Source organism: Rhizobium cauense, from assembly GCF_019511525.1.
Taxonomy (GTDB): domain Bacteria; phylum Pseudomonadota; class Alphaproteobacteria; order Rhizobiales; family Rhizobiaceae; genus Rhizobium; species Rhizobium cauense.
Window position 1 is genome coordinate 137,165 of the sequence record NZ_JAEUAT010000001.1, and the last position, 26,554, is coordinate 163,718.

A 26,554-nucleotide genomic window follows, 5' to 3' on the forward strand; every position below is an offset into this window, starting at 1 on the left:
TAAGCAATGTCCCATTCTATTCGCCGGGACGACGCCGGCCCGTGGGCCGCTGCATGATGCGCATGTCGAGCCTATAGGCATCCCACCATTTCGCAGCCCCGCCTCACCCGGCCCGCACCTGGCCGGTTCAAGCAACTGGACATAGCCATGCTGAAGAACCTTAAGATCCGGACGAAGATCATATCCGTCGTCGCGCTTCTCGGAGCGATCGCCCTCGGGGGACTCGTCTATGTCATCACGGAATTCCGCCGCGCTGACGCCGCATACAGCGCTTTCATCGACAACGAAGCGCTGGCCGCCATGCAGTCGTCTCGCGCCAGCGCTTCGGCAACTGCCGCCGTGCTTCAGTTCACGCTGATCGCCGGGCTCAAGCCGGACACGCCCGCCTTCGACACGGCGATTTCGGCACCGAGCAAAATGCCACAAGCGCGAGAACGCATGGAACAGGCGGCGGCGCTGGTTCCCAGCCGCAAGCAGGCGATTGACGATATTCTCGTCGGGATCGACGAAATGGAGGCGCTTTCCAGCAAGATCGTCGACCTGGCCAAGGCTGGGGATGGTGCGGGCGCGCAGCTCACAGCCAGCATGCTGAATGCAAAGCTGAACGTGGTCACCCCGAAAATGATCGCCAACAACGATGCGCTGATGACACTCTTGAACGATGGCGGTGACGCGCTCTCCGCGACAGTCAACCAACGCATCACGCTCTGTTTCGCTCTGATCGGTCTTGCCGTGCTCGGCGCGCTGGGGCTCAGCGTTTGGATCGCGCAGGCGGGGATCGCCGGACCGATGGTGCGCCTGCGTGACCGGATGGCGCGCCTTGCCGAAGGCGACACGCGAAGCGGCATCGATGGCCTCGATCGGCGTGACGAGATCGGGCAGATGGCCGGTGCCGTCGCCGTCTTCCGCGACAACGCAATCGAACGCGTGCGGCTGGAAGGGGAAGCCGAACAGAACCGCAATCTCAGCGACAGCGAGCGCCGGGAGCGCGAAGCCCAGCGGGCAACCGAGGCCGCCGACCTCTCGCGTGCCGTCGGCGCGCTTGGCGACGGCTTGCGTCGGCTGGCTGCCGGTGACCTTGCGTCGCGGATCGATACGGCCTTTGTCGGCGATCTCGACACACTGCGGCAGGATTTCAACAACTCGATCCAGCGCTTGAACGACACGATGCAGACCGTCGGCACCAACGCCCGCGCGATCACTTCAGGAGCAAGCGAGATCCGCGCCTCCGCGGACGAACTTTCGAAGCGCACCGAGCAACAGGCAGCTTCCGTCGAGGAAACCGCTGCCGCGCTCGAGGAGATCACGACCACGGTGAAGGATGCCGCCAGACGCGCCGAGGAGGCCCGAGGCCTGGTGTCACGCACCCGTACCGGCGCGGAAGCATCCGGCGCGGTCGTCCGCAAGGCGGTGAACGCCATGCAGCAGATCGAGCAATCCTCCGCCGAGATCGGCAACATCATCGGCGTCATCGACGATATCGCCTTCCAGACGAACCTGCTCGCTCTCAACGCGGGCGTGGAAGCCGCCCGCGCCGGTGAGGCCGGCAAGGGCTTTGCCGTCGTTGCCCAGGAAGTGCGCGAGCTGGCACAGCGTTCGGCCAACGCCGCCAGGGAGATCAAGTCGCTGATCACCAAGTCGGGCGACCACGTCCAGACGGGCGTATCGCTCGTCGGGGAAACCGGCAAGGCACTCGATGTCATCGTTCACGAGGTCCAGGAGATCAACCAGCATGTGGACGCGATCGCCGAAGCCGCTCGCGAACAGTCGACCGGCCTGCAGGAGATAAACACCGCCGTCAACACCATGGACCAGGGAACGCAGAAAAATGCTGCCATGGTCGAGGAAAGCACGGCGGCGAGCCACAAGCTCGCAACAGAAGCAGCGACGCTGAACAATCTTCTCGACCAGTTCAAGCTGACCGGCACCGGCGGCTATTCTGCAACCGTTGCCGCCGCGCCGCTGCAAAGCGCTCCGATCCATTCCGCACCGCGGCCCGCCTCCGCGCCGGTCGTCGCCAAGAAGGCGCCGGTTCGCATCGCCACGCCGGGTGTCTCGCGACCCTCCAGCTCCCCGGCAAGGGCACTCGGGCAGAAGCTCGCAAGCGCATTTGGCGCCACTGCGCCGGCCGCGACCCGCGACGACGCGGACTGGACCGAGTTCTAACGCAGGCAAAGCGAAAGGGCGGCTCAACGCCGCCCTTCTAATATCGTCCAGATTTTCAACCAAAAGGCCACGGCGGCCGCGACGACGCGGGCCGCACCGGAAAACCGTTCAAAAAATCAACTCAGGCAAACCCCAGCGGGATCTGCTCGACCTTGCGGCCACGGCCATAATCGCGTTCGTATGATGCGCGATCATCCTCGCGAGCCGAAGCAAGAGCCACTTCCGGCGCGTGATAGCCATCCGCATAGGTGCCGGTATCGCCATTGTCCCGGATTTCGCGCTTTGCCGTGAAAATCTTCAAAAGCATTCTGCCACTCCTCCTGATCATGCCGACAACGACCAACGGGTCGCCGGGTTCCCGTGATAGCGGAGAATAGTTAAAAATTAACTATGTTTATTAGAAGATTGTCAACTACCGACATCTTTCTCGACGCTACCTCTTATGGGCATTCCCTACCTCGCGATTTGACACCTATTGCTTTCGAGATTGCGCCGCCGTTGCATTTCCGTGGCAAGAGGGTAAATGAGCGGATCGTAAATAGGACGCTGGTACCGATCGTGGATATCGGCCCTTGACCAATCCTTCGCTCGTGGTTCTGTGATGAATGCTAGAGTTGTCGTCGTGTTTCCGGTCTATAACGGAGCAGCAACGCTGCGAGAGAGCCTCCAGTCAATTGCGGACCAGGACTTCGAGGACTTCCGCGCCATTATCCTCAACAACTGCTCGACAGATGCGACACCGCAGGTGGCACAGCGCTTCTGCGAGGAAGACCGTCGCTTTTCCGTCGTCGACAACGAAATCCACCTCGGCGCCGAGGACAACTTCGCCAAGGCGGTGAAGATTGGTGCGGGCACGGGCGAATACTTCTGCCTGCGAGCGGCCGACGATCTTTCGTCCCCGGACTTCCTGCGGAAGCTGGTCGAAGCGCTTGACGCCGACAAGACGAAGCTGCTCGCGGCCTGTTCGACAAAAAGCTTCAATGCGAAAGGCTTCAAGCTCAAGCATCCGGCACCGGATATCTTCGATTTCCGAGCGAACTATGCAAAGGGACGCGTGCCACGGAACCTGACGTTTCCGTCGGAGTGGATCTACGGCGTGTTCAGATCCCGATCGCTCGATATACTGATGGCGCGCTGGTACGAACTGGGCAATCCGTGGTGCTTCGCCTCCTACGTCCTGTCGGAGTTTGTCATTCGTGATCTGGTCGCCTATGTCCCCGGCCCGACTTTCGACTTTCGGGAAGGATCAGGTTCGCAGCAAAAGTTTGGCGCGAAGAGGTTTCGTGATAGGTTATCGCAACGACTGACCTACACCCTTGGTTGCTACCGCCTGGTCGACAAACTGCCGCCGGCGGGCCTCCTAGCGAAGGCGAAGTTTTTCAGGATGTGCTGGAACGATGCGCGCCGGAAAACACGCTATAAGCTGCTTTGGATCTTCTAGGAGCACCGTGTATCTTTCATGAAGTACCCGTTTCCCTCCGGTGCGCCCGACCTTGCGCGCTCCCTACTCGATCGTCTCCGAACGGAATACGACACGTTTCGGGTCACTCGTCGCGAAAGGCGCAATCGAACGGATGTGATCATTTCGCCAGCCAACGAGATCCGCCCCCTGACACCGGCAGATGTGCCGCTTGTTTTTGTTACGCACAACGACTCTGCTCTCCTCAACGCGTTCATTCAGCATTATCGCCAACTGGGTGTGACGCGATTCATCTGCGTCGACGACGTTTCGACTGACGGGACAAGAGAGGCATTGCTGAGAGAGCCAGACGTTGATCTCTGGACATCTCCGGTGAGATACGGCCATGCGCGGCGGGGGAGAAGCTGGCGGGAGCGTCTATTCGCCACATACGGCATCGACCGATGGTACGTAAACGTCGATTCCGATGAATTCCTCGTTTACGAGGACTGCTTCAGCAAGCCTTTGCCAGAGCTAATCCGCGCCCTCGAAGCCGGAAACCTCAAGCGCATGGCGGCACCGATGTTGGACATGTATCCCAAGGTGGGCGATATCGCCGACAGTCCCGCCGTTGGTGGCAGACCCTGGGAGTTCTCGCGTTATCTTGACGCAGACAGCTATGAAGCAATGCTCACCAAGCGCGGCATCAGCATCAAAGGCGGCCCCAGGGGCAGAAAGTTTTCGGAAGGCAACGAACTTATAAAATACCCCGTCCTCTACTGGGATAGGGAATGCCACTTTGGAAGCAGCCCGCATCAGCCGCTTCCCTATGGGCGCAATTTTCCGTCGGTCTGGGGTGCCCTTTTGCACTTCAAGTTCTTCACCAATTACAAGGCGAAGATCACAGAGGCGGTGGAAGGCAAACAGCACTACAACTCCTCTGAGTACTATCACAAGATGATGGATGTTCTTCATCGCGACGGGGAGATCGATTTCAGCTATGACCAATCGATCCGCTATGACGGGCCTCAGCAACTGATAGAACGCGGCTTTATGACCAGAATCGACCGCCAACGGTAAGGCCAGGGTAAAGGTGGCCCGGAACTGGTAGCTCCGGGCCCACTGTCATCAATGCCAAGTCTGATGGTCGTACCAGTCGTCGATATCGCGACGCGCGCGATCTCGTTCCAGGCCGTAGCGTTCCTGGATCTTGCCTTCCAACTGGTCGCGCTTGCCGGCAATCTGATCAAGGTCGTCGTCGGTGAGTTTCCCCCACTGTTCCTTGATCTTGCCCTTCATCTGCTTCCAGTTTCCTTCGACGCGGTTCCAATCCATAGCGCTTTCTCCTTGCGTTTCTGCAATAGAAGGTAAACGACCATAGCGTCAGAGTGTTCCGGACGTCGCCCGTTGCTGGCCCGTTCGCGTAAGATGAGTGCGCGCAGCCCATTTATTGTTCAGCTAGGAAACGGCGACATGGAGCGGGTGAAGGGAATCGAACCCTCGTATTCAGCTTGGGAAGCTGCTGCTCTACCATTGAGCTACACCCGCGCTCAACGCAGACTTCCAACAGATGGTTGTTTCTGTCAAGCAGCCAGACGCAGGCATAAGGGATAATGCCTAGGGAATTTTGCCTTCGGGCAAGTGCGGCACACAACAGGCAAAATCGCTGATCGTCCAACCCAGCCGTTCAGATCCGGAAATGTTTCGAGAGCTTCAGGCCCTGGGCCTGATAGTTCGAGCCGAGGCCCGAGCCGTAGAGGCTGGAGGGCTGTTCCAGCATGTGTTCGTAAACCAGGCGGCCGACGATCTGACCGTCTTCGAGGATGAAGGGAACCTCGTGGCTGCGAACCTCCAGCACGGCGCGGCTGCCACGGCCGCCGGCCGGGGCATGACCGAAGCCGGGATCGAAGAAGCCTGCGTAGTGAACGCGGAACTCGCCGACGAGCGGATCGAAAGGTGTCATCTCGGCCGCGTAGTGAGGCGGCACGTGAACAGCCTCGCGCGAAACGAGGATGTAGAACTCGTCCGGATCGAGGATCAGTTCATTGCGGCCGCGGCTATAGAGCGGCTCCCAGAAATCGAAGATATCGTGCTGCGCCTTCTTGTCGACATCGACGACGGCGGTGTGGTGCTTGCCGCGATAGCCGATCAGCCCATCCTTGTCGCCTGCCAGGTCGATCGACAGGGCAATACCGCCGCCAGACACATTCGGCTGCTTGCTGGCGACCAGCGTTTCGGCATCGTGCAGCGCCAGCAATTCCGGCTCGCCGAGCAGTGAGTGACCAACGCGGAAGCGGATCTGCGACAGGCGCGAACCGCGGCGAACGACGATTGGAAAAGTGCGAGGGCTGATTTCGAGGTAAAGCGGTCCGGAATAGCCAACCGGGATCTTGTCGAACTCCTGCGCATAGTCGGTGATGACACGCGTGAAGATATCCAGACGCCCGGTCGAGCTCTTCGGGTTGGCCGAGGCCGACATATCTGCCGGCAGGTCTAGGCGCTCCATCAAGGGAACGATGTAGACGCAACCGGTCTCCAGCACCGCACCTTCGGAGAGGTCGACAACGTGGAGGCTGAGCCGATCGAGCTTGTCGGAAACGAGATGCGATGGACCAGGCATGAAGCTCGCGCGAACGCGAAAAGCCTTAGCGCCCAGCCTGAGATCAAGGCTGGCCGGCTGAATCTGATCGTGATCGAGATCGCGCTCCGAGCTTAGGCGCCCCGCCTCGAAAAGCGCGACTATCGCGCGATCCGCCAAAATTCCTGTTTCGCGAGCCATCATGCCCCATCCATATTTGTCGCAGACAAAACCAAACTCAAGGAATTGACGCAAGCATAGAACGGCAGTATTGCAGCTTTATCCCGTGGTGATTTGGCCGGTCGGCTTGCAGCCACGTTAAACAAGTGGCTAAAAGGACCGGGTGCAAAACCGGTCTGCTTTCGCGACCGGTTTTTTTGTTGTTTGAAAGTGGTGATTCATGAGCAAGACCTGGCGCCCGGCAACCGAACTCGTTCACGGTGGTTCTCTGCGTTCGCAATATGGCGAGACATCGGAGGCAATCTACCTCACGCAGGGCTTCGTCTACGAGAGCGCCGAAGCAGCGGAAGCGCGCTTCAAGGGCGAGACTGAAGGCTATATCTACGCCCGCTACGGCAGCCCCACGAACGACATGTTCGAAAAGCGCATGTGCGCGCTCGAAGGCGCCGAGGAAGCCCGCGCCACTGCCTCGGGCATGGCAGCCGTCACGGCCGCGATCCTCTGCCAGGTGAAGGCAGGCGATCACATCGTCGCCGCCCGCGCCCTTTTCGGCTCCTGCCGCTGGGTCGTCGAGACGCTCGCACCGAAGTACGGCATCGAATGCACGCTGGTCGACGGTCGCTATCTGGAGAACTGGGAAAAGGCGATCCGCCCGACCACCAAGGTGTTCTTCCTAGAGAGCCCGACCAACCCGACGCTCGAAGTGATCGATATCGCCGGCGTTGCCAAGCTTGCCAACCAGATCGGCGCCAGGGTCGTCGTCGACAACGTCTTTGCCACGCCGATCTTCCAGAAGCCCCTCGAGCTTGGCGCCCACGTCGTTGTCTATTCGGCCACCAAGCATATCGACGGCCAGGGCCGCAGCCTCGGCGGCGTCATCCTCTCGGACCGGGAATGGGTCAACGAGAACCTGCAGGACTACTACCGCCATACGGGCCCTGCCATGTCGCCATTCACCGCATGGACGTTGCTCAAGGGCCTTGAAACGCTGCCACTGCGCGTCAAGCAGCAGACTGAGAACGCATCGAAGATCGCCGATTTCCTTGCCGATCAGCCGGAGGTCGCCAAGGTCATCTATCCCGGCCGCAAGGACCATCCGCAGGCAGACATCGTCGCCAAGCAGATGAAGGGCGGCTCGACGTTGGTCGCCATCGAACTGAAGGGTGGCAAGGACGCAGCCTTCGCGCTTCAAAACGCCCTGCAGATTGTCAAGATCTCCAACAATCTGGGCGACGCCAAGAGCCTGATCACGCACCCGGCGACGACGACGCACAAGAACCTGACCGACGAAGCACGGGCGGAACTCGGCATTTCCGGCGGCACCGTTCGCCTCTCCGCAGGTATCGAGGACACCGACGATCTGATCGAGGATTTCGCCCAGGCCCTCGCCAAAGTGAACGCCTGATCAGTGGAGATCGGCCGGATATACTCAGATCCGGCCGACAACCATACGTCCTTTGGTGCAAGCAAGGCGGCCAAAAATCAGGTTTAACAGCCAAAACTTCTTGCTATTACAGGCATTTCGGACGTGATCGACTATCGGTTTATTGACGGATCGGCCATCGTATAAGATACCGGTAACGTATGTTGATTATGGTGTAGGCATGTACCGCGCCCTTACACGAGACATTGAAGTCGTCGTCGAACCTTTTTATCTGGAGGAGCAATCCGATCCGGAAGACGATCGCTATGTCTGGGGCTACAAGATCGTCATCAGCAACAATTCCGACAAGAGCGTGCGGTTGGTGAACCGTTACTGGAACATCACCGACCAGAACGGGATCGTCGATGAGGTCACGGGTGCTGGTGTTGTTGGCGAACAGCCTACGCTCGCTCCGGGCGATACCTATGAGTATTCCTCGGGTTGCCCGCTCGATACGCCATCAGGGCTGATGTTTGGCCACTACCAGATGGAAACGGACGAAGGCGAGCTTTTCGATGTCGAAATTCCCGCCTTCTCTCTGGACTCGCCAGGACTGCTCAGAGTCCTGAACTGATCATTCAGCCGCCTGGGCTACCTCTTCCACCTCGAAGCGATAGGTCGTCGAGCAAAACTCGCAAGTGACCGAGATCGCGCCGTCTTCCTGGCTGGCATCGATTTCTTCCGCCGAGAAGCCCTTCAGCACGCCCTTGATCTTCTCACGCGAACAGCTGCACCGATCGAAGACCTCGCGCGCGTCGTAAACGCGAACGCCGCGCTCATGGAACAGCCTATAGAGCAGCCGCTCAGTGCCGACCTGCGGATCGGTCAACTCGTCGGCGTCGATCGTGTCGACGAGCGAACGGGCTTCCATCCAGGCGTCGTCTTCCTTGTGAGCAACGCCTGCCGTGTCGCCGTCACCGCCGTGAAGATCCGGCTGACGCATGCGCTCCGGCGCTTCCGGCAGGAACTGGGCGACCAGCCCCCCTGCCCGCCAGCGATGGCGCGGCTTGCCGGCCTCGTCGCGGTCGAAGAGTTCAGCGGCGGCAAGGCGCACCCGCGTTGGGATCTGCTCGGACTGGCGGAAATATGTGCCGGCAATTTCCTCAAGCGTCGCCCCGTCAAGTGCAACGATGCCCTGATAAGGTTGGCTGAACTTGCCCTGATCGATTGTGAACGCCAGCATGCCCTTGCCGAGCAGCTGTTCGGGTTCGACCTGGCCGGCAGCAACCGCCTTGTCGAGGAGGCCCTGATTGAAGCGCGCGTAGGCGCGCACGTTCTCGGGCGTCGAGAAATCGCAAACAAGCAGGTCCACAGGGCCATCACCCTTGGTCTGGACCGTAAACTTGCCTTCGAATTTCAGCGACGTGCCAAGCAGCACCGTCAGCACGACGACTTCGGCAAGAAGCCGCGCGACGGGCGCGGGATAGCGATGGCGCTCGAGGATCGCGTCCAGCATCGGCCCGAGCTGGACGGCGCGACCGCGCACATCCAGGCCCTCAACCTGAAAAGGAACGACATGATCATCACCGGCGAAATTGAACTCGCCGAGGGTGGCTGCAGGTTCTGCCATGTTCTTCTCCTAGTCTGAGAGCGGCGGACAAGTGTATCCATCCGCTCGCGCGGCCACGGGCCATTCCGCCCTGATGTGGCATCCAGTATGGTTCAGATCGCGCCCAGGCACCAAGCAAGAATCGACTTCTGCGCATGAAGACGGTTTTCCGCTTCATCGAAGACCACGGATTGCGGGCCATCGATCACCTCGTCCGTGACTTCCTCACCACGATGGGCGGGCAGGCAATGCATGAACAATGCATCCTTGCCGGCCTGTGCCATCAAAGCCGCGTTGACCTGATAAGGCTGGAAGACGTTGTGACCCCGGGCCCGATGTTCCTGATTCATGGAGACCCAGGTATCGGTCACCACGCAATCGGCGCCGGCAACCGCGCGGTCAGCATCGTGACCAAGCATGATTTCGGCGCCCTCATTGCGGGCCCAGTTCAGATAGTGATCCTTCGGCTCCGAACCAAGGGGTACTGCCATGTTCATGCGATAGCCGAAGCGGGCAGCGCCTTCGATCAACGAATGCAGCACATTGTTGCCGTCGCCCGTCCAGGCAACGGTCTTGCCCTTGATGGGTCCGCGGTGCTCCTCGAACGTCATGATGTCGGCCATGATCTGGCAGGGGTGCGTATCGTCGGTCAGCGCGTTGATGACCGGAACAGTTGCGTGCTCCGCCAGCTCCAGCATGCGGGCGTGATCGGTCGTGCGGATCATGATCGCATCGACATAACGCGACAGCACTTTCGCCGTGTCACCGATCGTCTCGGCGCGGCCGAGCTGCATCTCGGTGCCCGACAGGAACAGCGTCTCGCCGCCGAGTTGGCGCATGCCAACGTCGAAGGACACGCGAGTACGCGTCGAGGGCTTCTCGAAGATCATCGCCAGCATCTTGCCTGATAGCGGCTTGTCGCCCTGCCCGGCCTTGAAGGCCTGCTTGCGAGAGATGGCGTCGTTCATGATGAGCCGCAGGTCGGATGCCGCGACGGCGGAAAGATCCAGGAAGTGTTTGGGGGAAGCCATTGTCTTTACCTATCACGCCCGCCTTCTGGCAGGCATTGTCCATTAAGCCGTCTTCTTGACCTTCGAAGCACGCAGGCTTTCGGCTGCGCGTTCGAGGCGGGCCAGGCCGTCGCGGGCTTCGTCAGGCGTAACGACCAGAGGCGGCAGAAGGCGAATGACGTTGTCGCCAGCGGGCACGCCGAGCAAATGGGCATCACGGATCGCCTGCAGCAGTTCGGAGGACGGCACGGCTGCCTTGACGCCGAGCAGCAGTCCCTCGCCCCTGATATCCTCGATGATATCAGGATAGCGATCCTTGAGCGAGGCCAGCCCCTGACGGAAGACCAGCGAGACGTCGCGCACCTGCTGCAGGAAGCCATCCGCAAGGACCACGTCGAGCACGGCACTGCCGACAGCCATGGCCAGCGGATTGCCGCCATAGGTGGAACCGTGGGTACCGGCTTTCATGCCGGAAGCGGCCTCTGCCGTCGCAAGGCAGGCGCCAAGCGGGAAACCTCCGCCGATGCCCTTGGCAACTGCCATGATGTCGGGGGCGGCACCAGACCACTCATGGGCAAAAAACTTGCCGGTGCGGCCCACGCCCGTTTGCACTTCGTCGAAGATCAGCAGCAGACCGTGCTCGTCGCACATTGCGCGGAGCGCCTTCAGAAACTCGTTGGTCGCCGGGCGAACGCCGCCTTCTCCCTGAATAGGCTCGATCAGGATAGCGGCCGTCTCGCTTGTAATGGCAGCGCGAACGGCATCGAGATCGCCGAAAGGAACCTGGTCGAAGCCGGGTGCCTTGGGGCCGAAGCCTTCGAGATACTTCTCCTGGCCGCCGGCAGCGATTGTCGCCAGCGTGCGGCCATGGAAGGCGCCTTCAAAGGTAATGATATGGAACCGCTCGGGATGGCCCTTCGAAAACTGATAGCGGCGTGCGGTCTTGATCGCACATTCCAAAGCTTCCGCGCCGGAGTTCGTGAAGAACACCTTGTCGGCGAATGTCGCCTCGGTCAGCCGCTTCGCGAGCGTTTCCTGACCGGGGATCTCATAGATATTGGACAGGTGCCAGACCTTGTCGGCCTGCTCCTTCAACGCACCCACCACGTGCGGATGGCCGTGGCCGACAGAGGTGACAGCAACGCCCGCGCCGAAATCAAGATATCGCTCGCCCGTTTCGGTGATCAGCCACACGCCCTCGCCTCGCTCGAACCGCAGCGGGGCACGAGAGTAGGTATCGTAAAGCGCGGCTTCAGCCATGGCGCGATCTCCTGTCATTGATTACCAGTGGCCGGACTCCGGCTAAGGAAAGCAGGTCCGGAAAATTAAAAATGCCGCCTTTCGGCGGCGAGCAGCACTATTTACTTTTCGCACTGCGATGTCAACAAAACTGAGGCTTTGCAACATGCGTCAAGCGGCCATCTGAGGCCGCAGGACCTATCAACAACTAATGTTGCAGAAATGACTCTCCCGTCCAGCAAGTTGGGGAAAACTTGAAATTCGATTCGCCGGGATTCAACCGACTCTTGTCACAGAGTCAGCCTCACACTAGGTTAAAACTCAATTACTAGACTGCATGCGGCGGAACTAGTCACCAAAATCGAGCAAGCGTTTCTTGCCTCGGATACGTCCGGGGCAACGGTGAAGGATTCTGCCTACACCAACGCTAATAAGGCGGAGACAGGGGCATGAACTGGACAGACGAGCGCGTTGAAAAACTGAAGAAGCTTTGGTCCGAGGGCCTTAGCGCCAGCCAGATCGCAGCACAACTTGGCGGTGTAAGTCGCAATGCCGTCATCGGCAAAGTCCACCGTTTGAGTTTGCCCGGCCGAGCCAAGGCCGGAGGCTCGACGACGACTGTCAGAACGCCCAAGCGCACCACATCCGCGCCGCGCGCTCCGAACTATGCATCTCGCGTCACCACGCGCACCGTCACCCGCCAGCAGGGTGCGACGATGCTCAAGGAAGAGATCGAAATCGATGCTATCGAGCAAGTCAGCTTCCGCCCGGCCGCAAACGTGGTCGTTCCGATTTCCCGCCGCCTCGGCCTGACGGAACTGACCGAACGCACCTGCAAGTGGCCGGTCGGTGATCCGCTGAAGGACGACTTCCACTTCTGCGGCTGCGAATCTCCGGATAATTCCCCGTATTGCACGTACCACCAGCGTATGGCGTACCAGCCGGTCAACGAGCGCCGCAAGGCAGCCAACCGGGTCGCCTGACCCGGAAGCCGGATAAGGACACAAGAAAACGGGCCCTCGCGGGCCCGTTTTTCGTTGAAGCAGTATGGAGGTCGAGGGAAGCCTCAGGCTTCCATGGAGTATCCGGCACCACGCACGGTGCGGATGACGTCCTGCATGTTGGAGAAGTTCAGCGCCTTGCGCAGGCGGCCAACGTGCACGTCGACAGTACGCTCATCGACATAGATGTCGTGACCCCAAACGCCGTCGAGCAACTGCGAACGCGAGAAAACGCGCCCCGGTGACGCCATCAGGAACTCGAGGAGACGGAACTCGGTCGGGCCGAGGCGAACTTCGCGGCTCTTGCGATGAACGCGGTGCGTCTCGCGGTCGAGCTCGATGTCGCCGCACTTCAAGAGCGTCGAGAGTACCTCGGGCTTGGCACGACGCAGCATGGCCTTGACGCGGGCGACAAGCTCCGGCGTCGAGAACGGTTTGACGACGTAGTCATCGGCGCCGGTGGAGAGGCCGCGAACGCGTTCGCTTTCCTCGCCGCGCGCTGTCAGCATGATGATCGGCAGGCGCTCGGTTTCCGGCCGCATGCGCAGGCGGCGGCAGAGTTCGATGCCCGACACGCCCGGGAGCATCCAATCGAGGATCAGCAGGTCCGGCGTGCGTTCCTGCAGCCGGATCTCGGCCTCGTCGCCGCGCAGGATGGTATCGACCTCGAAGCCTTCAGCTTCAAGGTTATAGCGAAGAAGCACGCTCAGCGCTTCTTCATCTTCAACGACAGCTACTTTGGGTATCATTCGTTTCGGTCTCCTGGGGGCACGGTCGCGGAACGATTATTCCGTGACGGCGCCGACGGTGTTGGCGGTATCGTCCTTCGGACGTTCGCCTTCCGGCTGGGCACCGGTGGCCATGTAATAGATGGTTTCGGCAATGTTGGTCGCGTGGTCGCCGATACGCTCGATGTTCTTGGCGCAGAACAGAAGATGCGTGCAGCTGGTGATGTTGCGCGGATCTTCCATCATGTAGGTGAGCATCTCGCGAAACAGCGAGGTATACATCGCGTCGATTTCCTCGTCGCGTTCGCGGATCGACTTTGCCTTGTCGGCGGCCCGGCTCGTGTAGACGTCGAGCACTTCCTTCAGCTGGACGAGTGCCAGTTCGGAGAGATGCTCGAGGCCGCGAGCGAGCTTGCGCGGCACGCCGGCGCTCTGGACGGCAATGACGCGCTTGGCGGTGTTCTTGCCAAGATCGCCGACGCGCTCGAGGTCAGCCGCAATGCGGATCGAGCCCATGATTTCGCGAAGATCGGCGGCCATCGGCTGGCGACGGGCGATGGTAACGATCGCCTTGTCACCAACCTCGCGTTCGGCGTGATCGAGGATCACGTCGTCGGAGATGACCTTCTGGGCCAGAGCCGTGTCGCCGTTGACGAGGGCGCGAACCGCATCCGAGACCATCTGCTCGGCCAAACCGCCCATTTCCGAGATACGGCGGGACAGGAACTTCAGATCGTCATCGTAGGCAGAAAAGATATGTGTCGATGCCATAGGGCTCATCCTTGAATATGGTGAGGGTTACCGACGCCGGCGATCAACCGAAGCGGCCCATGATGTAATCCTGGGTGCGCGGGTCATCCGGGTTGGTGAACATCTTGTCGGTATCGTTCTCCTCGACGAGGTTGCCGAGGTGGAACATGGCCGTGCGCTGCGAAACGCGGGCGGCCTGCTGCATCGAGTGCGTCACGATGACGATGGTGTAGTTCTCGCGCAGCTCGTGGATCAACTCCTCGACCTTCGCCGTCGCGATCGGATCGAGGGCCGAGCACGGCTCGTCCATCAGGATCACTTCAGGGCTGACCGCCACTGCGCGGGCGATGCAAAGGCGCTGCTGCTGGCCGCCGGAAAGACCGGTGCCTGCTTCATGAACGCGATCCTTCACCTCGTTCCACAGACCGGCGCGCTGCAGGCTGTGTTCGACGATCTGGTCCATGTCGGCCTTCGACTTGGCGAGGCCATGGATGCGCGGACCATAGGCGACGTTCTCGTAGATCGTCTTGGGGAACGGGTTCGGCTTCTGAAACACCATGCCAACACGTGCGCGGAGCTCCACGACGTCAATATCAGGATCGTAGATATCGTCGCCATCGAGCGTGATCTTGCCGGTGACGCGGCAGTTTTCGATGGTGTCGTTCATGCGGTTCAGGCTGCGCAGGAAGGTGGACTTACCACAACCCGACGGCCCGATGAGCGCTGTCACGGTATTCTCGCGGATGTTCAGCTTCACGTCGAAGAGCGCACGCTTCTCGCCGTAGTAAACCGAGACGTCCTGGCCGATCATCTTGTAGGGAATGGTATTCATCTTCTGATCAACCGCTTTCTCAACTGCTGCTTCCGTCAACATGTTCATAATGTCTACTCCGTTTACCAGCGGCGCTCAAAGCGACGACGCAAGAGGATGGCTCCGAGGTTCATGACGATCAGGAACAGGAGCAGGACGATGATGGCGCCAGAGGTACGCTCGACGAAAGCGCGCTCGGCTTCGTTGGCCCACATGTAGACCTGCACCGGAAGAGCCGTCGACGGATCCATGGGGGTTGCCGGGGCATTGGCCACGAAAGCGACCATGCCGATCAAGAGGAGCGGCGCGGTCTCGCCGAGCGCGTGCGCCAGGCCGATGATGGTGCCGGTCAGGATGCCGGGCATCGCAAGCGGCAGCACATGATGGAAGACCATCTGCATCTTCGAAGCGCCAAGACCCAGAGCCGCAGCGCGGATCGACGGCGGGACGGCGCGCAGAGCAGCACGGGTCGCGATGATGATCGTCGGCAGCGTCATCAGCGTCAGCACCAGACCGCCAACCAGCGATGCGGAACGCGGCAGACCAGCGAAGTTGATGAAGACTGCAAGGCCAAGCAGACCGTAGACGATCGAGGGAACGGCCGCGAGGTTGTTGATGTTGACTTCGATCAGGTCCGTCAGCTTGTTCTTCGGCGCAAACTCTTCGAGGTAGATCGAAGCGGCAACGCCGATCGGCAGCGAAAGGACCAGGACGATCAGCATCAGGTAGAGCGAGCCGATCAGCGCGACGCCGAGACCGGCCGCCTCGGGACGGCTGGAATTGCCGTTTACGAAAAGCCCAGTGTTGAACTGCTTGTGCAGCGCGCCGCTTTCGGCCAGCTGGTTCATCCAGCCAACCTGCCTGTCGTTCACCTTGCGGTTCTTCTCGTCGACCTTAAGATCGATCTGCCCCTTGTTGGCGGAGTCGATGTTGGCGTCGGCCAGCAGCGTCACATTGACGGTCTTGCCGATGAGGGACGGGTCGGCGACGACCATGTCGCGCAACTGGATGGGAGCTCCCTTGGAGATCATCGCGGCCGCGTCACGGACCTCAGGGCGGCTCGACGCATTGATACCAAGCGCTTTGACCATCGCATCGCGGATGAGCACCGGATAGTTGGCGGCAACGAGCACCGACGGATCGGTCGCGCGCTTGTTGTTCGGGTCGAGCGTCTTCTCGCTGAACTCGATCGGCAGCGTGATCGCCGTCTGCTGGAAGGCCGTGTACCCCTTGCTGATGACGCTCGTGAGCAGGATCGCCAGGAAGATCAGGCCGAAGGAGATTGCCGCAATGCCATAGGCACGGAAGCGGCGTTCGGCTGCGTAACGGCGCTTGAGGCCGATATCGCGGCGTTCAGGTGCCTTGGAGACAACGACACCCTGAACCGGAGAAACAATATCCGTCATTCGTACTGCTCCCGGTATTTGCGCACGATGTAGAGCGCATAGATGTTGAGGCAAAGCGTGATGAAGAACAGCGTGATGCCCAAAGCAAATGCAACGAGCGTCTGCGGCGACGTGAACTCAAGGTCGCCGGTCAGCTGGTTAACGATCTTGACCGTCACCGTCGTCATCGGCTCGAACGGATTGATCTGGATGCGGGCGGCAACACCGGCGGCGAGCACGACGATCATCGTTTCACCGATGGCGCGTGAGGCGGTCATCAAGAGAGCACCGACGATGCCGGGAAGCGCTGCTGGAAGCACGACCCTCTTGATCGTTTCCGAGCGCGTTGCGCCGAGACCGAGCGAACCGTCACGCAGGGCGCGCGGGACGGCCGTGATGATGTCGTCCGACAGGGACGAAACATACGGGATCAGCATGATGCCCATGACGATACCTGCGGTCAGAACGCTCTGCGCCTGAATGAAATTCGCATAATTGCCAGTCAGGAGACCACTGACCTGCGCGGACAGATCACGCAGGAACGGACCGACCGTGACGAGGGCGAAGAAGCCGTAAACGATCGTCGGAATACCGGCGAGAACTTCGAGCAGCGGCTTGGCAATCGAGCGGACCTTCGGTGCTGCGTACTCAGCCATATAGATCGCAGCGAAGAGACCAACGGGCGCCGCCACCAGCATGGCAACGAAACCGATGTAGAGCGTGCCGAGCAGGAGCGGTATCAAGCCGAACTGGCCGAACGACGAGCTGCCGGCGCCGGCAAAGCGGGGATCCCACACCGTTCCGAAGAAGAAATCCGCAGCGGGAACAGCCGCGAAGAAATGGGCGGCCTCCGTCAACATCGACAGGACGATGCCGATGGTCGTCAGGATGGCGATCGAGGATGCCAGGAGCAGGCCCCAGAGCATAACGCGCTCGACGCGGTTTCGTGCGCGGAAGCGCGGAGCGATCTCGCGAAGTGCATAGAAAGCACCGGCAACGGCGAGGACAAAGACGATCGCCGTCATGACCAGGCGGCTGGAGCCGGTTTCGGCGTTCAGCTTCTGGGCCGCTTCGATCATATAGGGTTGCGGCTGGCCTGCGAGCGGAACGCCCTTGGCCGCGAGCTTGGCCTGGAGACCAGCCGGATCGCCGGCAGCGCCGCTGATCTCGTCCGACGTCAACAGCGGCAAGCCGCGCGCGATCGCGCTGACCATGCCGTAGTTCAAGTTCTGCTGGGCGGCGGGCTGCGCCTTGATGTCGTCCGGAAATGATCCGCGGATTGAGGACTCGATGATCGAGGGGCTGATCGCCAACCAGGCGCACAGCACGATCAGCGCCGGCAGGACCGTCCAGATCGCCGCATAGGCGCCATAATAGCCCGGCCGCGAATGCAGTGCGGAGGATTTGCCCCCGGCAAGCGCCGTGGCGCGGCTGCGCGCTGCCAGGTAGGCAACGGTGCCCAGCACCACAAGACACAAGAGTATGATGGATGTACTCATTCGTTGAGGTCCCCAGGCCCTTTGATTCCAAAAGCGGAAACGGCAGGCGGACCGTCCGGCTTTCAAACTTGGAGAAGTTCAAGCCCTGTCCCGACAGACGCCTGGACAAGGCAATGCCGGCGCGATCTGGCGATCGCGCCGGCAAAGTCAATTACATGGTCTTGCCGTCTTCGACAGACTTGCGGATCGCATCGCGCTCTGCGTCCGGAGCGGCAACGAGGCCGTATTCAACGAGCGGGCTATCAGGACCGATCATCTGCTCGGAAACGAAGAAGTTGACGTATTCCTTCAGACCCGGGATGACGCCGAGATGTGCCTTCTTGACGTAGAAGAACAGCGGGCGGGAAACCGGGTACGTGCCGTTGGAGATGGTTTCCGTCGACGGAACGATACCGTTGACGGTCGCAACCTTCAGCTTGTCGGCGTTGTTTTCATAGAAGGAAAGGCCGAAGACGCCAACGCCGGTCTTGTTGGCAGCGATGCGTGCCAGCGTTTCCGGATAGTCACCGTCGATGTCGACGGCAGCGCCGTCCTTGCGGACCGCGACGCAAGCCTTGGTCTGAGCGGCCTTGTCGGTGATTTCCTTGGCGATCACGTCGAGAGCGCCTGATGCCTTGCAGCCAGCCTGAAGAACGTTCTGTTCGAAGACTTCGCGGGTGCCGTGCTTTTCGCCCGGGATGTAGGCAGCGATATCAACAGCCGGGAGAGCCGGGTTGACTTCCGACCACTTCTTGTAGGGGTTGGCGACGAGCTTGCCGTCAACAACGACCTGAGCAGCCAGAGCCTTGTAGATGTCGGCCGGAACGTAGGCGACGTCAGGGTTCGACGAGTCGGTTGCGAAGACGATGCCGTCGTAGCCGATCTTGACTTCCTGGATGTCGGTTACGCCAGCGGCCTTGCAGGCTTCCAGTTCCTTGGCGTTGATCGGGCGCGAAGCGTTGGCAACGTCGATGGTGTCAGGGCCGACGCCCTTGCAGAATTCCTTGAGGCCAGCGCCCGTGCCGCCCGATTCGACGACCGGCGTCTTGAAGTCTGTGAAGGTTTCACCGAAGGTTTCGGCAACGATCTTGGCGTAAGGCAGGACGGTGGACGAGCCAGCAACCTGAACCTGGTCGCGAGCAGCGGCCGCGCCAGCGAAAGCGGCGGAAGCGGCAAGTGCGGCGACCGTGAGTTTAAAAGCGTTCATAACAATCTCCCGGGCATATAGCGGTCTGAGTGCGGCCTTGAGCGGCCCTTGACGGTGCCGTCTTCATCAGCGGCCCACTCTCTTTAGCCCCTGATGACCAGAGCTTTTATGTCATTTTGACGAAACATTTGTGACAGCTTATGTATCTGAATTATTTTACAAAAATTACATACGACCGCTAGATGCCTACAGTTTTATGTCAAAACCGCACGGTAAAGCTCGTTCCCTTGCCAACTTCGGACTTCACGATCAGGCGGGCGCGATGGCGCGTCAGGATGTGCTTGACGATGGCAAGGCCGAGACCAGTGCCCTTCTTGGAACGGCTGTCCTCGATGCTGACACGGTAGAACCGCTCCGTGAGGCGCGGCACATGCTCAGCCGGAATGCCCGGCCCCTTGTCGACGACCGTAACCTCCACAGGTTCACCTGAAACATTCTTCAGGAAGACATCAACCGTCTTACCCTCCTGCCCATACTTGCAGGCGTTTTCCATGAGGTTTTCAAAGACCTGAACCAGTTCGTCGCGATCCCCGAGCACCTCCGCCTTGCCCTCGGGAAGATGGAGCGCAATCTCAACACCAACGTCATTTGCAAGCGGCACCAGCGAGTCCCTGACGTGCCCGAGCAGCGGAACAAGATCGACTTTCTCGTCGGGGGCTATATGCGACTTCAGTTCCAGCCGCGATAGCGACAAGAGGTCATCAACCAGACGGCTCATGCGCGTCGTCTGATCCAGCATGATGCCGAGGAAGCGCTCCTGCGCCTTCGCATCATTCCTGGCAGGCCCCTGGATGGTCTCGATGAAGCCGCGGAGCGACGCCAAAGGCGTGCGCAATTCGTGGCTTGCGTTAGCAACGAAGTCAGAGCGCATCCGATCGATACGGCGCACTTCGGAAATGTCCCTGAAGGAAAGCAGGAAGAAGCGCTCGTCCGTAGGCTGCTGCCCGTCAAGTTCCACTGGCGCGCTGCGGACGATGTAAACGCGCTCGGACGGCAACCGTTCGGAGTGCTCGATCTGGTTGGGAGCATTGGTCGCGATCGTTTCACCGATCATGTCGAGGATGCCCGGTGAGCGCAGGCGCGCAGAAATATGCGCGCCGATGGCGGCCTCCCCGAAGGCCTTTTCTGCTGCGCGGTTCTGATAAAGCAAGGAGGCATCGCCGGAAAGCACCATGACGGGAATATCGAGCGCCGCCAGGGTCGCCGACACCTCTCCGAGGCGGCTGCGCGAGATATCAACGACCTCGGGCACGGGCTCCTGCCGCTCTTCCCGAACCACCGGTGGAGCATGCCACAGCGCCGTGGCAACCATGACCGTCAAAAGACCCAGCACCGCCCATTTGTTGGCGCCTGCGGCAAGAGCGATCAACGCGGTCAGCAATGCCACCAGCAGGACCGCGCGCTCCTGCCGAATGCGCGCAATCACGCTACGTGTCCATGGCGTCTCGTCTTCCAACTGTCCCTCGCAATCCCGACTCGTGCTTTTGTCTTCAAACTCTGCCTGATAGCCGCGAATCATGACAGAAATTTTCGGGCGCAGCCAAGAGACAAAAAGCTTGCGACGGCAACGAACAGAAATTTCTCCGATCTGAAAGATGTTTGATTTTCAAAAGAAAATATGATCGCCTATGGTCGACGACGCCCAGAGCGGGGGAGAAGCCATGGCCGATGATGTCGAAAGCAGAGCCGTCGAACTGGATATCCGGGGAAAGAAGCGTGTCTTCGACGTGGACGATCCCGTCCTGCCGGACTGGGTGGACGAGGAGGCACTGCAATCCGGCGGCTACCCCTACAACAAGAAGCTCCACGAAGAGGAATATCTCGAGGACCTGGAGAAGCTGCAGATCGAACTGGTGAAGGTACAGTTCTGGCTGCAGGCCACCGGCAAGCGCGTGATGGCTCTCTTCGAGGGGCGCGACGCAGCCGGCAAGGGTGGTGCGATTTCCGCCTCGTCGGCGCATATGAACCCACGCCTTGCCCGCGTGGTGGCCTTGACCAAGCCCACGGAGCGCGAAGCCGGCCAGTGGTATTTCCAGCGCTACATCGCACAGTTTCCGACCGCGGGAGAATTCGTTCTCTTCGACAGATCCTGGTACAACCGCGCGGGCGTCGAGCCTGTCATGGGCTTCTGCACGCCCAAGCAATATGAAGACTTTCTGAACCAGACGCCGCAACTCGAGAAAGTCATCGCGCACGAAGGCATCTTCTTCTTCAAGTTCTATCTCGACATTGGTCGCGAGATGCAGCTGAAGCGGTTCCATGACCGGCGGCACGATCCGCTCAAGGTCTGGAAGCTGTCTTCGATGGATATCGCAGCGCTGACGAAATGGGGCGACTACAGCGAAAAACGCGACCGGATGCTGAAGGAAACGCATACGGAATTCGCGCCCTGGACCGTCATCCATGCCAACGACAAGCGACGAGCCCGGCTGAACCTCATTCGTCACATGCTGAAGTCGATGGACTACGACGGCAAGGACAAGGATGCGATCGGCAAGCTCGACGACAAGATCATCGGCTCGGGCCCCGGCTTCCTGAAGTAGCCTATTGGCCGGGCAGGATCCGCACGGCGTAGAGATTTATGCCGCGCGCCTTGCCGTCGACATCACTGTTGATCATCAGACTTCCGGCAGAGTTCGGCGCCAGTGAGCGATCGAACCGAACCTGAAGAAGCACGTCCGACTTCTGCCGTGTAACGGAGAAGCGATGGCGGGCACAGTCACCGAGCGACTGGAAGTCGCACTCAACGGTGATCTGCGTCGGCTCATCGGATGTCGATTGCAGCGTCAGAGCTATCGTCGACGACTTGCCAGCCAATTGCTGCAGGACCTCAGCCGGGACTGTGATGGCTACATTGCCTTCGCTGCCATTGCTCTGCGAGATCAGGCGAACCGCAGGACCCTCGTTTTCGGCGACATTCTGGATTTGGGCTTGCGCGCCGGGTTTGATCTTGGCCGCATCGGACGGCTTGAATACCTCTATCCAGTCGGCAGAAAAGGAGTTCTGCGGGTCGATCGAGACGGGTGCTGCGTTGTCGCCGGCAGCAGCACTCTCATCGGCGCCATCGAAATCCTCCGGCTGCGTGGTTGCCGGCGGGTTGGCAACGCTTGTATCGCGTTCCGCGGCAGTCATCAGAAGACCCGAGGTGTAGGCCCACCACGCACCCATGCCGATAAATGCAAGCAATACGCAGGCGACGAGCAACCGGGAGAAGAACTTGCGCGGCTTGCGCCGAACGGCTGCTCGCTCCGGCCGAAAATCCATCTGAGCCGGCTTGCTTTCCGCAGCGACCGCCTCTGCGACCGGAGGCGCCGCAGCGAGATGATCGCCGCTGCCTGCATGCACTCCAGCGAGGCTCGCCTCGTCGTCGAAACGCGGGTCTCTTACCGAGTGCTCGCGCGTTTCACCGCCGAGCGAGACGTTCGACGCATCATCCTCAACGACATGGCCGGTCGGCTTGCGCATCTCCACCACTGGTGGAACGGGAACCTCCGGAGGCCCCTGGCGGGGATGGAGCCGCTCGCGCTCCTCCGCCTCGATCATGTGGATCGTCGTTTCAAGCTTGTGGCGGTGATAGGCAACCGCTTCGCTGTCGGTGATGTCCTGCTTGCGGAGACCGGCTTCAAGTGCCTGGCGCGCGGATTGATAAATCTTTGCACGGACTTCGGGATTGTCGCGATCGGCATTGCTGAGCGCCGTTCTGATGGCCGTTTCTAATCCGCTCACGTCCGGTCCTTTACTCTGAGACTGGGCATCGTACTTAACAAGTCATTAATGCGGTATCTGTTGCCACGGCAAATCGCAAGCCTCACCCCGCATCCGGTGTGCATCGGCGGGGGATAACGCAGGGTTGCCGCCCGCCATCCCGCGTCATTTGAAAGAATAGCCGATATTTGCGGAATCGGTAGAGCGACCTTTTCCAGTGCCAAAGTCTCTGCTATCACATTGACGTTTTCGTAAACGTCAATTCACGGTGTTTCATGGCCCTTCCCCCGATCCTGACCCAGAACCTCAGACTGCCGGTCGTTGCCTCGCCGCTCTTCATCATCTCGCATCCGGCACTGACCCTTGCGCAATGCAAGGCGGGGATCGTTGGCTCCTTTCCCGCTCTGAACGCACGGCCGGAGAGCCAGCTCGACGAATGGCTTGCCATGATTACCGAGGATCTCGCCGCTTACAACGCGGCAAATCCCGACAAGCCGGCCGCCCCGTTTGCCGTCAACCAGATCGTCCATATGTCGAACAAGCGGCTGGAGCACGATCTCAGGCTTTGCGTGAAGTACAAGGTGCCCGTGGTCATCTCGTCGCTCGGGGCCGTGCCCGAAGTGAATGCGGCAGTACATTCCTACGGGGGCATCGTGCTCCACGACGTCATCAACAATCGCCATGCGAACTCTGCCATCCGCAAGGGAGCGGACGGGCTGATTGCCGTTGCGGCCGGCGCTGGTGGACACGCGGGCACGCTTTCTCCTTTTGCCCTCGTCCAGGAGATCCGCGAATGGTTTGACGGTCCGCTGCTGCTTGCAGGCGCGATTGCCAATGGCGGCGCGATCCTTGCGGCGCAAGCAATGGGCGCCGACATGGCCTATATCGGCTCGCCGTTCATCGCGACGGAAGAGGCGCGCGCCTCGGAAGCCTACAAGCAGGCGATCGTCGACGGCATGGCTGGTGACATCGTCTATTCCAACTACTTCACCGGCGTGCATGGCAACTACCTCAAGCCCTCGATCAAGGCCGTCGGCCTCGACCCTGAAAACCTGCCGGTGGCGGATCCATCGAAAATGGATTTCGAACAGGCCGTCGGCGGCGCCAAGGCATGGAAGGACATCTGGGGCAGCGGACAAGGCATCAGCGCCATCAAGGCCGTCGAACCCGTCGGCAGGCTCGTGGATCGGCTAGACGCCGAGTATAAAGCTGCGCGGGCACGACTACTGCGCTAGGGGAGAAGACAGATTTCCACAGCGCTGTTCTTTTTTGCCGAAGAGATGACAGGGCGCTTGAAATCTTCAAACAATGGCTGTATCAGCCCCATGCAAATCGCGGGCCGCATCGTTCGGCCCTCGGGATTGCCGCTTTAGCTCAGTCGGTAGAGCACATCATTCGTAATGATGGGGTCACGTGTTCGAGTCACGTAAGCGGCACCATTCTCCTCTCTCAAATTCATTGCCCTCTTCAAGATTGATTGCAAATGGCCTGGGACGTTTGAAGTCGCGGCCGTGCCCTTCCTGTGCTCCTGCCCAATTCACTGGCAAATATCACTATCGATTTAGTTGCAAAAACCTGTGCCGGTCGCTTCGCGGCCAAGCACACCCGTATTCCGTGGGCCCGGCTAGTGAATTTCCCTATTTCCTTAGGCAAGCTTTGGACGGCGCACGCCTATGGCGATGCGCTACTGCGCTTCCCCGCCCTCGTTTCTTCGTGGCTGTTTTGCCGTTTGGAGGGCGAAGGTTCGAGCAGACAAACGCTTGGCGCCAAGGCTCGCTAGTCGCCATTCGAAATGTCTGCCATTCTTTGTGCAATGAGAGCCAATTCCATACGGTTCCTTGCGCTGGACTTTCGGAGCAGACTGGACACGCGGACTTCACGTTGCACAGGGTAGTGTGCCCGTCGCGTCGGCGGTCGCTCGATTTCCCATGCCACGCCCCAGGCATTCCAATACCTGTCGCTCCTTGGGAGACAACGCCGACAATGGATCGCCAATCGCTTACCGCTGGGCGCGCCCTCTCATTCCAGCAACCAGACCAGGCAGAACCTCGAGAAGCGGATGAGGAACCAGCGAACGCTGATGGTCCCGGTGCCCTGCGCGTACAAGCTCCGTCCATAAGCCCCAGGGGCACAGACCTAATGCTGCTGCATATATTAGCCTTATTGATAATTCGCCCGACATATACTTTGGCGAAAGCGTCGGTATCCTGCAGCCGCATCGAAATTCACTGCATATCCATGCTCATATGCGGTTCGGAGGTATGCGAAATGTCGGGCTACGCGCGTCGAGAACTAGTAGCGGGTATCGGCATGCCGGTTGCCAAGCCGTCGGCTCGATGGTGGCAAACCTTGCCGGCCGCACTTGCCATCAGCCTGGCCTTCGCGGTGCCGCTTTCTCTCTCCATGACTCCGCCGCTTATCGACCTGCCGACGCATGTCGCCCGTTATCATGTTGAACTCAACATCGATTCAAGCGCGGCGCTGCAGCACTACTTCTCCTTCGCGTGGCGGTTCATACCCAACCTCGGCCTCGATATTCTGATCATTCCACTTGCGGCGCTCGTCGGATTGCAGGCGGGCGTTGCCCTGCTCGTCGCATTGATCCCCGTGGCCACCGTGTTCGGCCTGATGTGGATTGCCCGCGAGGCGCACGACACGCCGCCACCGACCGCACTCTTCGCGTTGCCCCTGGCCCTTTCCTATCCGCTGGTCTTCGGCTTCGTGAACTCATGTCTGGCGACGGCCCTCGCCTTGGTCGCCTTCGGCTGGTGGCTTCGACTTTCCCGGCAGGGACGCTATCGCCTTCGGGCCCTCGCCTTCGCGATCATTGCCCCCGCCATTCTCACCGCGCACATCATCGGCTACGGCACCTTCGGACTGTTGGCATTTGGCTCGATACTTGGACAGCGCAGGGCCGAAGGCGTTTCGAACGCGCGCGCTGCCCGTGAAGCTGTTGTCGCCTGTCTTCCGATCGCCTGGCCACTCGTCCTGTTGCTGCTATGGCAGACCAGTTCAGGGGCGACGACGACCGGCTGGATGAACTGGCAACTCAAGGCAATGTGGCTGATAATGATACTGCGTGATCGCGTGCAGTGGATCGATGTCGCGAGCGTACTCGTGTTGTATGGCGTGGCTACACTGCCCGTATGGCGCAGGCGATCTTTCACGATCGCCCCAGCACTCGGCGTCCCTGCTTTACTGCTCTGGTGCGCTGCGCTCGGGCTGCCCACGCGAATGATGGGCTCCGAGTTTGCGTCCGTGCGTCTCATTCCCTTCGCGCTTGCGATCACCATTCTTGCCGTCCGCCCACGCCAGGAGCCGGCCGCCTGGATCGCACCTATCGCCCTGTGTTTCATCGCGCTGCGGCTCGGGCTCACCATCGCCTCAGCTGCAGCGGCGGACGCGCAAATCAAACACGAACTCCTCGCTCTGGACCATGTGAAGCCAGGCAGCACAGTGGCTGCGTTCCGATTGCTTCGCTGCGAACGGGAATGGGCACCGCCGCGCCTTCGCCACCTTGCCAGCTACGCGACAACGCGACGTGACGCACTCGTAAACGATCAGTTCGCCGAGGTCGAAAGCCAGCTACTCGCCATCCGTCCGTCGGGAAATCCGTTTGGCGGAAGAGCCTTACCTATCCCCGGTGTGTTCGAACACGAGTGCGATCGATGGGAACTACCGACCCTCAGTGCTTCGCTTGCGGCATTGCCTCACTCTGGGCTGGACTATCTCTGGCTGGCCGATGTGCCTGCCAATCTCCGGCCCACGGACCGGCGCTTCACACCCGTATGGCAGGACGGCAAAACCATTCTTTATTACGTTTCGAACGTTGCTGCTGCATCGGATACCAATCCGGTCCCGGCTCGTAACCAAACGGATAATAATTGACGGCCTTTCCCGGGCGGCATAGAACGATGCAACACTTCGCGCCGGCGTACGACCCTA

At 60.2% G+C, this 26,554-nt stretch carries 23 protein-coding genes, 2 tRNA genes and 1 riboswitch; of the genes, 10 read left to right on the plus strand and 15 right to left on the minus strand.

Annotated features, from left to right (window positions below):
• The first annotated feature begins 147 nt into the window (after positions 1 to 147).
• A complete protein-coding gene (locus tag JNB88_RS00710) occupies positions 148 to 2,166 on the plus strand; it encodes a methyl-accepting chemotaxis protein (protein ID WP_220353885.1) in 2,019 nt (672 codons plus the stop codon).
• 121 nt (positions 2,167 to 2,287) lie between these two features.
• Here the strand turns inward: JNB88_RS00710 and JNB88_RS00715 are convergent, their stop codons facing one another.
• The gene (locus JNB88_RS00715; RefSeq protein ID WP_037138082.1) at positions 2,288 to 2,473 is read right to left on the minus strand and encodes a hypothetical protein; all 186 of its coding nucleotides are present in this window, start codon (positions 2,471 to 2,473) and stop codon (positions 2,288 to 2,290) included.
• Positions 2,474 to 2,764: 291 nt separating this feature from the next.
• Between JNB88_RS00715 and JNB88_RS00720 the strand changes: the two genes are divergently transcribed.
• Complete coding sequence (locus JNB88_RS00720) at positions 2,765 to 3,607, plus strand: glycosyltransferase family 2 protein (RefSeq protein WP_220353886.1); 843 nt, start codon at positions 2,765 to 2,767, stop codon at positions 3,605 to 3,607.
• 18 nt (positions 3,608 to 3,625) lie between these two features.
• Positions 3,626 to 4,645, plus strand: coding sequence for a glycosyltransferase family 2 protein (locus tag JNB88_RS00725; protein ID WP_220353887.1), 1,020 nt, complete (start codon positions 3,626 to 3,628; stop codon positions 4,643 to 4,645).
• 48 nt (positions 4,646 to 4,693) lie between these two features.
• Here JNB88_RS00725 and JNB88_RS00730 read toward each other — a convergent pair whose 3' ends face one another.
• The 3 genes from JNB88_RS00730 to JNB88_RS00740 all read right to left on the minus strand — a co-directional run bounded on the left by JNB88_RS00730 (position 4,694) and on the right by JNB88_RS00740 (position 6,347).
• A complete protein-coding gene (locus tag JNB88_RS00730; RefSeq protein WP_037138080.1) occupies positions 4,694 to 4,900 on the minus strand; it encodes a CsbD family protein in 207 nt (68 codons plus the stop codon).
• Between the two features lie 139 nt (positions 4,901 to 5,039).
• Positions 5,040 to 5,113: transfer RNA gene (locus JNB88_RS00735), tRNA-Gly, on the minus strand.
• A gap of 139 nt (positions 5,114 to 5,252) precedes the next feature.
• On the minus strand, positions 5,253 to 6,347 hold the full coding sequence (locus tag JNB88_RS00740) for a 2'-deoxycytidine 5'-triphosphate deaminase (protein ID WP_037138078.1): 1,095 nt from the start codon (positions 6,345 to 6,347) through the stop codon (positions 5,253 to 5,255).
• 72 nt (positions 6,348 to 6,419) lie between these two features.
• Positions 6,420 to 6,498, plus strand: a riboswitch (SAM riboswitch).
• Positions 6,499 to 6,543: 45 nt separating this feature from the next.
• Between JNB88_RS00740 and JNB88_RS00745 the strand changes: the two genes are divergently transcribed.
• Both JNB88_RS00745 and apaG read left to right on the plus strand, forming a co-directional pair.
• Entirely contained in the window at positions 6,544 to 7,728 is a 1,185-nt protein-coding gene (locus JNB88_RS00745) for an O-succinylhomoserine sulfhydrylase (RefSeq protein ID WP_220353888.1), read from the plus strand.
• Between the two features lie 199 nt (positions 7,729 to 7,927).
• On the plus strand, positions 7,928 to 8,320 hold the full coding sequence (apaG, locus tag JNB88_RS00750; protein ID WP_037138074.1) for a Co2+/Mg2+ efflux protein ApaG: 393 nt from the start codon (positions 7,928 to 7,930) through the stop codon (positions 8,318 to 8,320).
• Here apaG and JNB88_RS00755 read toward each other — a convergent pair whose 3' ends face one another.
• The 3 genes from JNB88_RS00755 to JNB88_RS00765 form a co-directional block, all read right to left on the minus strand.
• Positions 8,321 to 9,316, minus strand: coding sequence for an Hsp33 family molecular chaperone (locus tag JNB88_RS00755; RefSeq protein WP_220353889.1), 996 nt, complete (start codon positions 9,314 to 9,316; stop codon positions 8,321 to 8,323).
• A 92-nt stretch (positions 9,317 to 9,408) separates the two neighbouring features.
• The gene (gene argF, locus JNB88_RS00760; protein ID WP_037138070.1) at positions 9,409 to 10,326 is read right to left on the minus strand and encodes an ornithine carbamoyltransferase; all 918 of its coding nucleotides are present in this window, start codon (positions 10,324 to 10,326) and stop codon (positions 9,409 to 9,411) included.
• A gap of 42 nt (positions 10,327 to 10,368) precedes the next feature.
• A complete protein-coding gene (locus JNB88_RS00765; protein WP_220353891.1) occupies positions 10,369 to 11,565 on the minus strand; it encodes an aspartate aminotransferase family protein in 1,197 nt (398 codons plus the stop codon).
• 428 nt (positions 11,566 to 11,993) lie between these two features.
• On the opposite strand from JNB88_RS00765, the gene JNB88_RS00770 reads away from it, so the two are divergent.
• Entirely contained in the window at positions 11,994 to 12,527 is a 534-nt protein-coding gene (locus JNB88_RS00770; protein WP_037138066.1) for a GcrA family cell cycle regulator, read from the plus strand.
• An 83-nt stretch (positions 12,528 to 12,610) separates the two neighbouring features.
• Here the strand turns inward: JNB88_RS00770 and phoB are convergent, their stop codons facing one another.
• From phoB to phoR, 7 genes are all read right to left on the minus strand, one after another.
• Entirely contained in the window at positions 12,611 to 13,294 is a 684-nt protein-coding gene (gene phoB, locus JNB88_RS00775) for a phosphate regulon transcriptional regulator PhoB (protein ID WP_007529789.1), read from the minus strand.
• Between the two features lie 36 nt (positions 13,295 to 13,330).
• Complete coding sequence (gene phoU / locus JNB88_RS00780; protein WP_037138064.1) at positions 13,331 to 14,044, minus strand: phosphate signaling complex protein PhoU; 714 nt, start codon at positions 14,042 to 14,044, stop codon at positions 13,331 to 13,333.
• Between the two features lie 43 nt (positions 14,045 to 14,087).
• A complete protein-coding gene (gene pstB, locus JNB88_RS00785) occupies positions 14,088 to 14,903 on the minus strand; it encodes a phosphate ABC transporter ATP-binding protein PstB (RefSeq protein ID WP_037138062.1) in 816 nt (271 codons plus the stop codon).
• A gap of 14 nt (positions 14,904 to 14,917) precedes the next feature.
• On the minus strand, positions 14,918 to 16,240 hold the full coding sequence (pstA, locus tag JNB88_RS00790; protein WP_220353892.1) for a phosphate ABC transporter permease PstA: 1,323 nt from the start codon (positions 16,238 to 16,240) through the stop codon (positions 14,918 to 14,920).
• Positions 16,237 to 17,718, minus strand: coding sequence for a phosphate ABC transporter permease subunit PstC (gene pstC, locus JNB88_RS00795; RefSeq protein WP_220353893.1), 1,482 nt, complete (start codon positions 17,716 to 17,718; stop codon positions 16,237 to 16,239). Before pstC ends, pstA begins: the two co-directional genes overlap by 4 nt.
• Positions 17,719 to 17,869: 151 nt before the next feature.
• Entirely contained in the window at positions 17,870 to 18,904 is a 1,035-nt protein-coding gene (locus JNB88_RS00800) for a substrate-binding domain-containing protein (protein WP_220353895.1), read from the minus strand.
• Positions 18,905 to 19,103: 199 nt separating this feature from the next.
• Entirely contained in the window at positions 19,104 to 20,327 is a 1,224-nt protein-coding gene (phoR, locus tag JNB88_RS00805; RefSeq protein ID WP_220354246.1) for a phosphate regulon sensor histidine kinase PhoR, read from the minus strand.
• Between the two features lie 238 nt (positions 20,328 to 20,565).
• Here phoR and ppk2 point away from each other — a divergent pair, with 238 nt between their 5' ends.
• The gene (gene ppk2 / locus JNB88_RS00810; protein WP_037138053.1) at positions 20,566 to 21,447 is read left to right on the plus strand and encodes a polyphosphate kinase 2; all 882 of its coding nucleotides are present in this window, start codon (positions 20,566 to 20,568) and stop codon (positions 21,445 to 21,447) included.
• Position 21,448: 1 nt separating this feature from the next.
• Here ppk2 and JNB88_RS00815 read toward each other — a convergent pair whose 3' ends face one another.
• Positions 21,449 to 22,630 carry a hypothetical protein gene (locus JNB88_RS00815; protein WP_220353896.1) on the minus strand — a complete coding sequence of 394 codons (1,182 nt, stop codon included), beginning with the start codon at positions 22,628 to 22,630 and terminating at the stop codon, positions 21,449 to 21,451.
• Between the two features lie 254 nt (positions 22,631 to 22,884).
• On the opposite strand from JNB88_RS00815, the gene JNB88_RS00820 reads away from it, so the two are divergent.
• The 3 genes from JNB88_RS00820 (at position 22,885) to JNB88_RS00830 (ending at position 26,497) form a co-directional block, all read left to right on the plus strand.
• A complete protein-coding gene (locus tag JNB88_RS00820; RefSeq protein ID WP_220353897.1) occupies positions 22,885 to 23,844 on the plus strand; it encodes an NAD(P)H-dependent flavin oxidoreductase in 960 nt (319 codons plus the stop codon).
• Positions 23,845 to 23,972: 128 nt separating this feature from the next.
• Positions 23,973 to 24,048: transfer RNA gene (locus JNB88_RS00825), tRNA-Thr, on the plus strand.
• Positions 24,049 to 24,877: 829 nt separating this feature from the next.
• Complete coding sequence (locus JNB88_RS00830; RefSeq protein WP_220353898.1) at positions 24,878 to 26,497, plus strand: hypothetical protein; 1,620 nt, start codon at positions 24,878 to 24,880, stop codon at positions 26,495 to 26,497.
• Positions 26,498 to 26,554: the final 57 nt, after the last annotated feature.

Coding starts and splice junctions, on each gene's coding strand:
- JNB88_RS00830 (WP_220353898.1), top strand. CDS start 24,878: ATGTCGGGCTACGCGCGTCGAGAACTAGTAGCGGGTATCGGCATGCCG.
- JNB88_RS00715 (WP_037138082.1), bottom strand. CDS start 2,473: ATGCTTTTGAAGATTTTCACGGCAAAGCGCGAAATCCGGGACAATGGC.
- ppk2 (WP_037138053.1), top strand. CDS start 20,566: ATGGCCGATGATGTCGAAAGCAGAGCCGTCGAACTGGATATCCGGGGA.
- argF (WP_037138070.1), bottom strand. CDS start 10,326: ATGGCTTCCCCCAAACACTTCCTGGATCTTTCCGCCGTCGCGGCATCC.
- apaG (WP_037138074.1), top strand. CDS start 7,928: ATGTACCGCGCCCTTACACGAGACATTGAAGTCGTCGTCGAACCTTTT.
- pstA (WP_220353892.1), bottom strand. CDS start 16,240: ATGACGGATATTGTTTCTCCGGTTCAGGGTGTCGTTGTCTCCAAGGCA.
- JNB88_RS00800 (WP_220353895.1), bottom strand. CDS start 18,904: ATGAACGCTTTTAAACTCACGGTCGCCGCACTTGCCGCTTCCGCCGCT.
- JNB88_RS00725 (WP_220353887.1), top strand. CDS start 3,626: ATGAAGTACCCGTTTCCCTCCGGTGCGCCCGACCTTGCGCGCTCCCTA.
- phoU (WP_037138064.1), bottom strand. CDS start 14,044: ATGGCATCGACACATATCTTTTCTGCCTACGATGACGATCTGAAGTTC.
- JNB88_RS00765 (WP_220353891.1), bottom strand. CDS start 11,565: ATGGCTGAAGCCGCGCTTTACGATACCTACTCTCGTGCCCCGCTGCGG.
- JNB88_RS00755 (WP_220353889.1), bottom strand. CDS start 9,316: ATGGCAGAACCTGCAGCCACCCTCGGCGAGTTCAATTTCGCCGGTGAT.
- JNB88_RS00730 (WP_037138080.1), bottom strand. CDS start 4,900: ATGGATTGGAACCGCGTCGAAGGAAACTGGAAGCAGATGAAGGGCAAG.
- JNB88_RS00745 (WP_220353888.1), top strand. CDS start 6,544: ATGAGCAAGACCTGGCGCCCGGCAACCGAACTCGTTCACGGTGGTTCT.
- phoB (WP_007529789.1), bottom strand. CDS start 13,294: ATGATACCCAAAGTAGCTGTCGTTGAAGATGAAGAAGCGCTGAGCGTG.
- pstC (WP_220353893.1), bottom strand. CDS start 17,718: ATGAGTACATCCATCATACTCTTGTGTCTTGTGGTGCTGGGCACCGTT.
- JNB88_RS00820 (WP_220353897.1), top strand. CDS start 22,885: ATGGCCCTTCCCCCGATCCTGACCCAGAACCTCAGACTGCCGGTCGTT.
- JNB88_RS00740 (WP_037138078.1), bottom strand. CDS start 6,347: ATGATGGCTCGCGAAACAGGAATTTTGGCGGATCGCGCGATAGTCGCG.
- JNB88_RS00770 (WP_037138066.1), top strand. CDS start 11,994: ATGAACTGGACAGACGAGCGCGTTGAAAAACTGAAGAAGCTTTGGTCC.
- pstB (WP_037138062.1), bottom strand. CDS start 14,903: ATGAACATGTTGACGGAAGCAGCAGTTGAGAAAGCGGTTGATCAGAAG.
- JNB88_RS00710 (WP_220353885.1), top strand. CDS start 148: ATGCTGAAGAACCTTAAGATCCGGACGAAGATCATATCCGTCGTCGCG.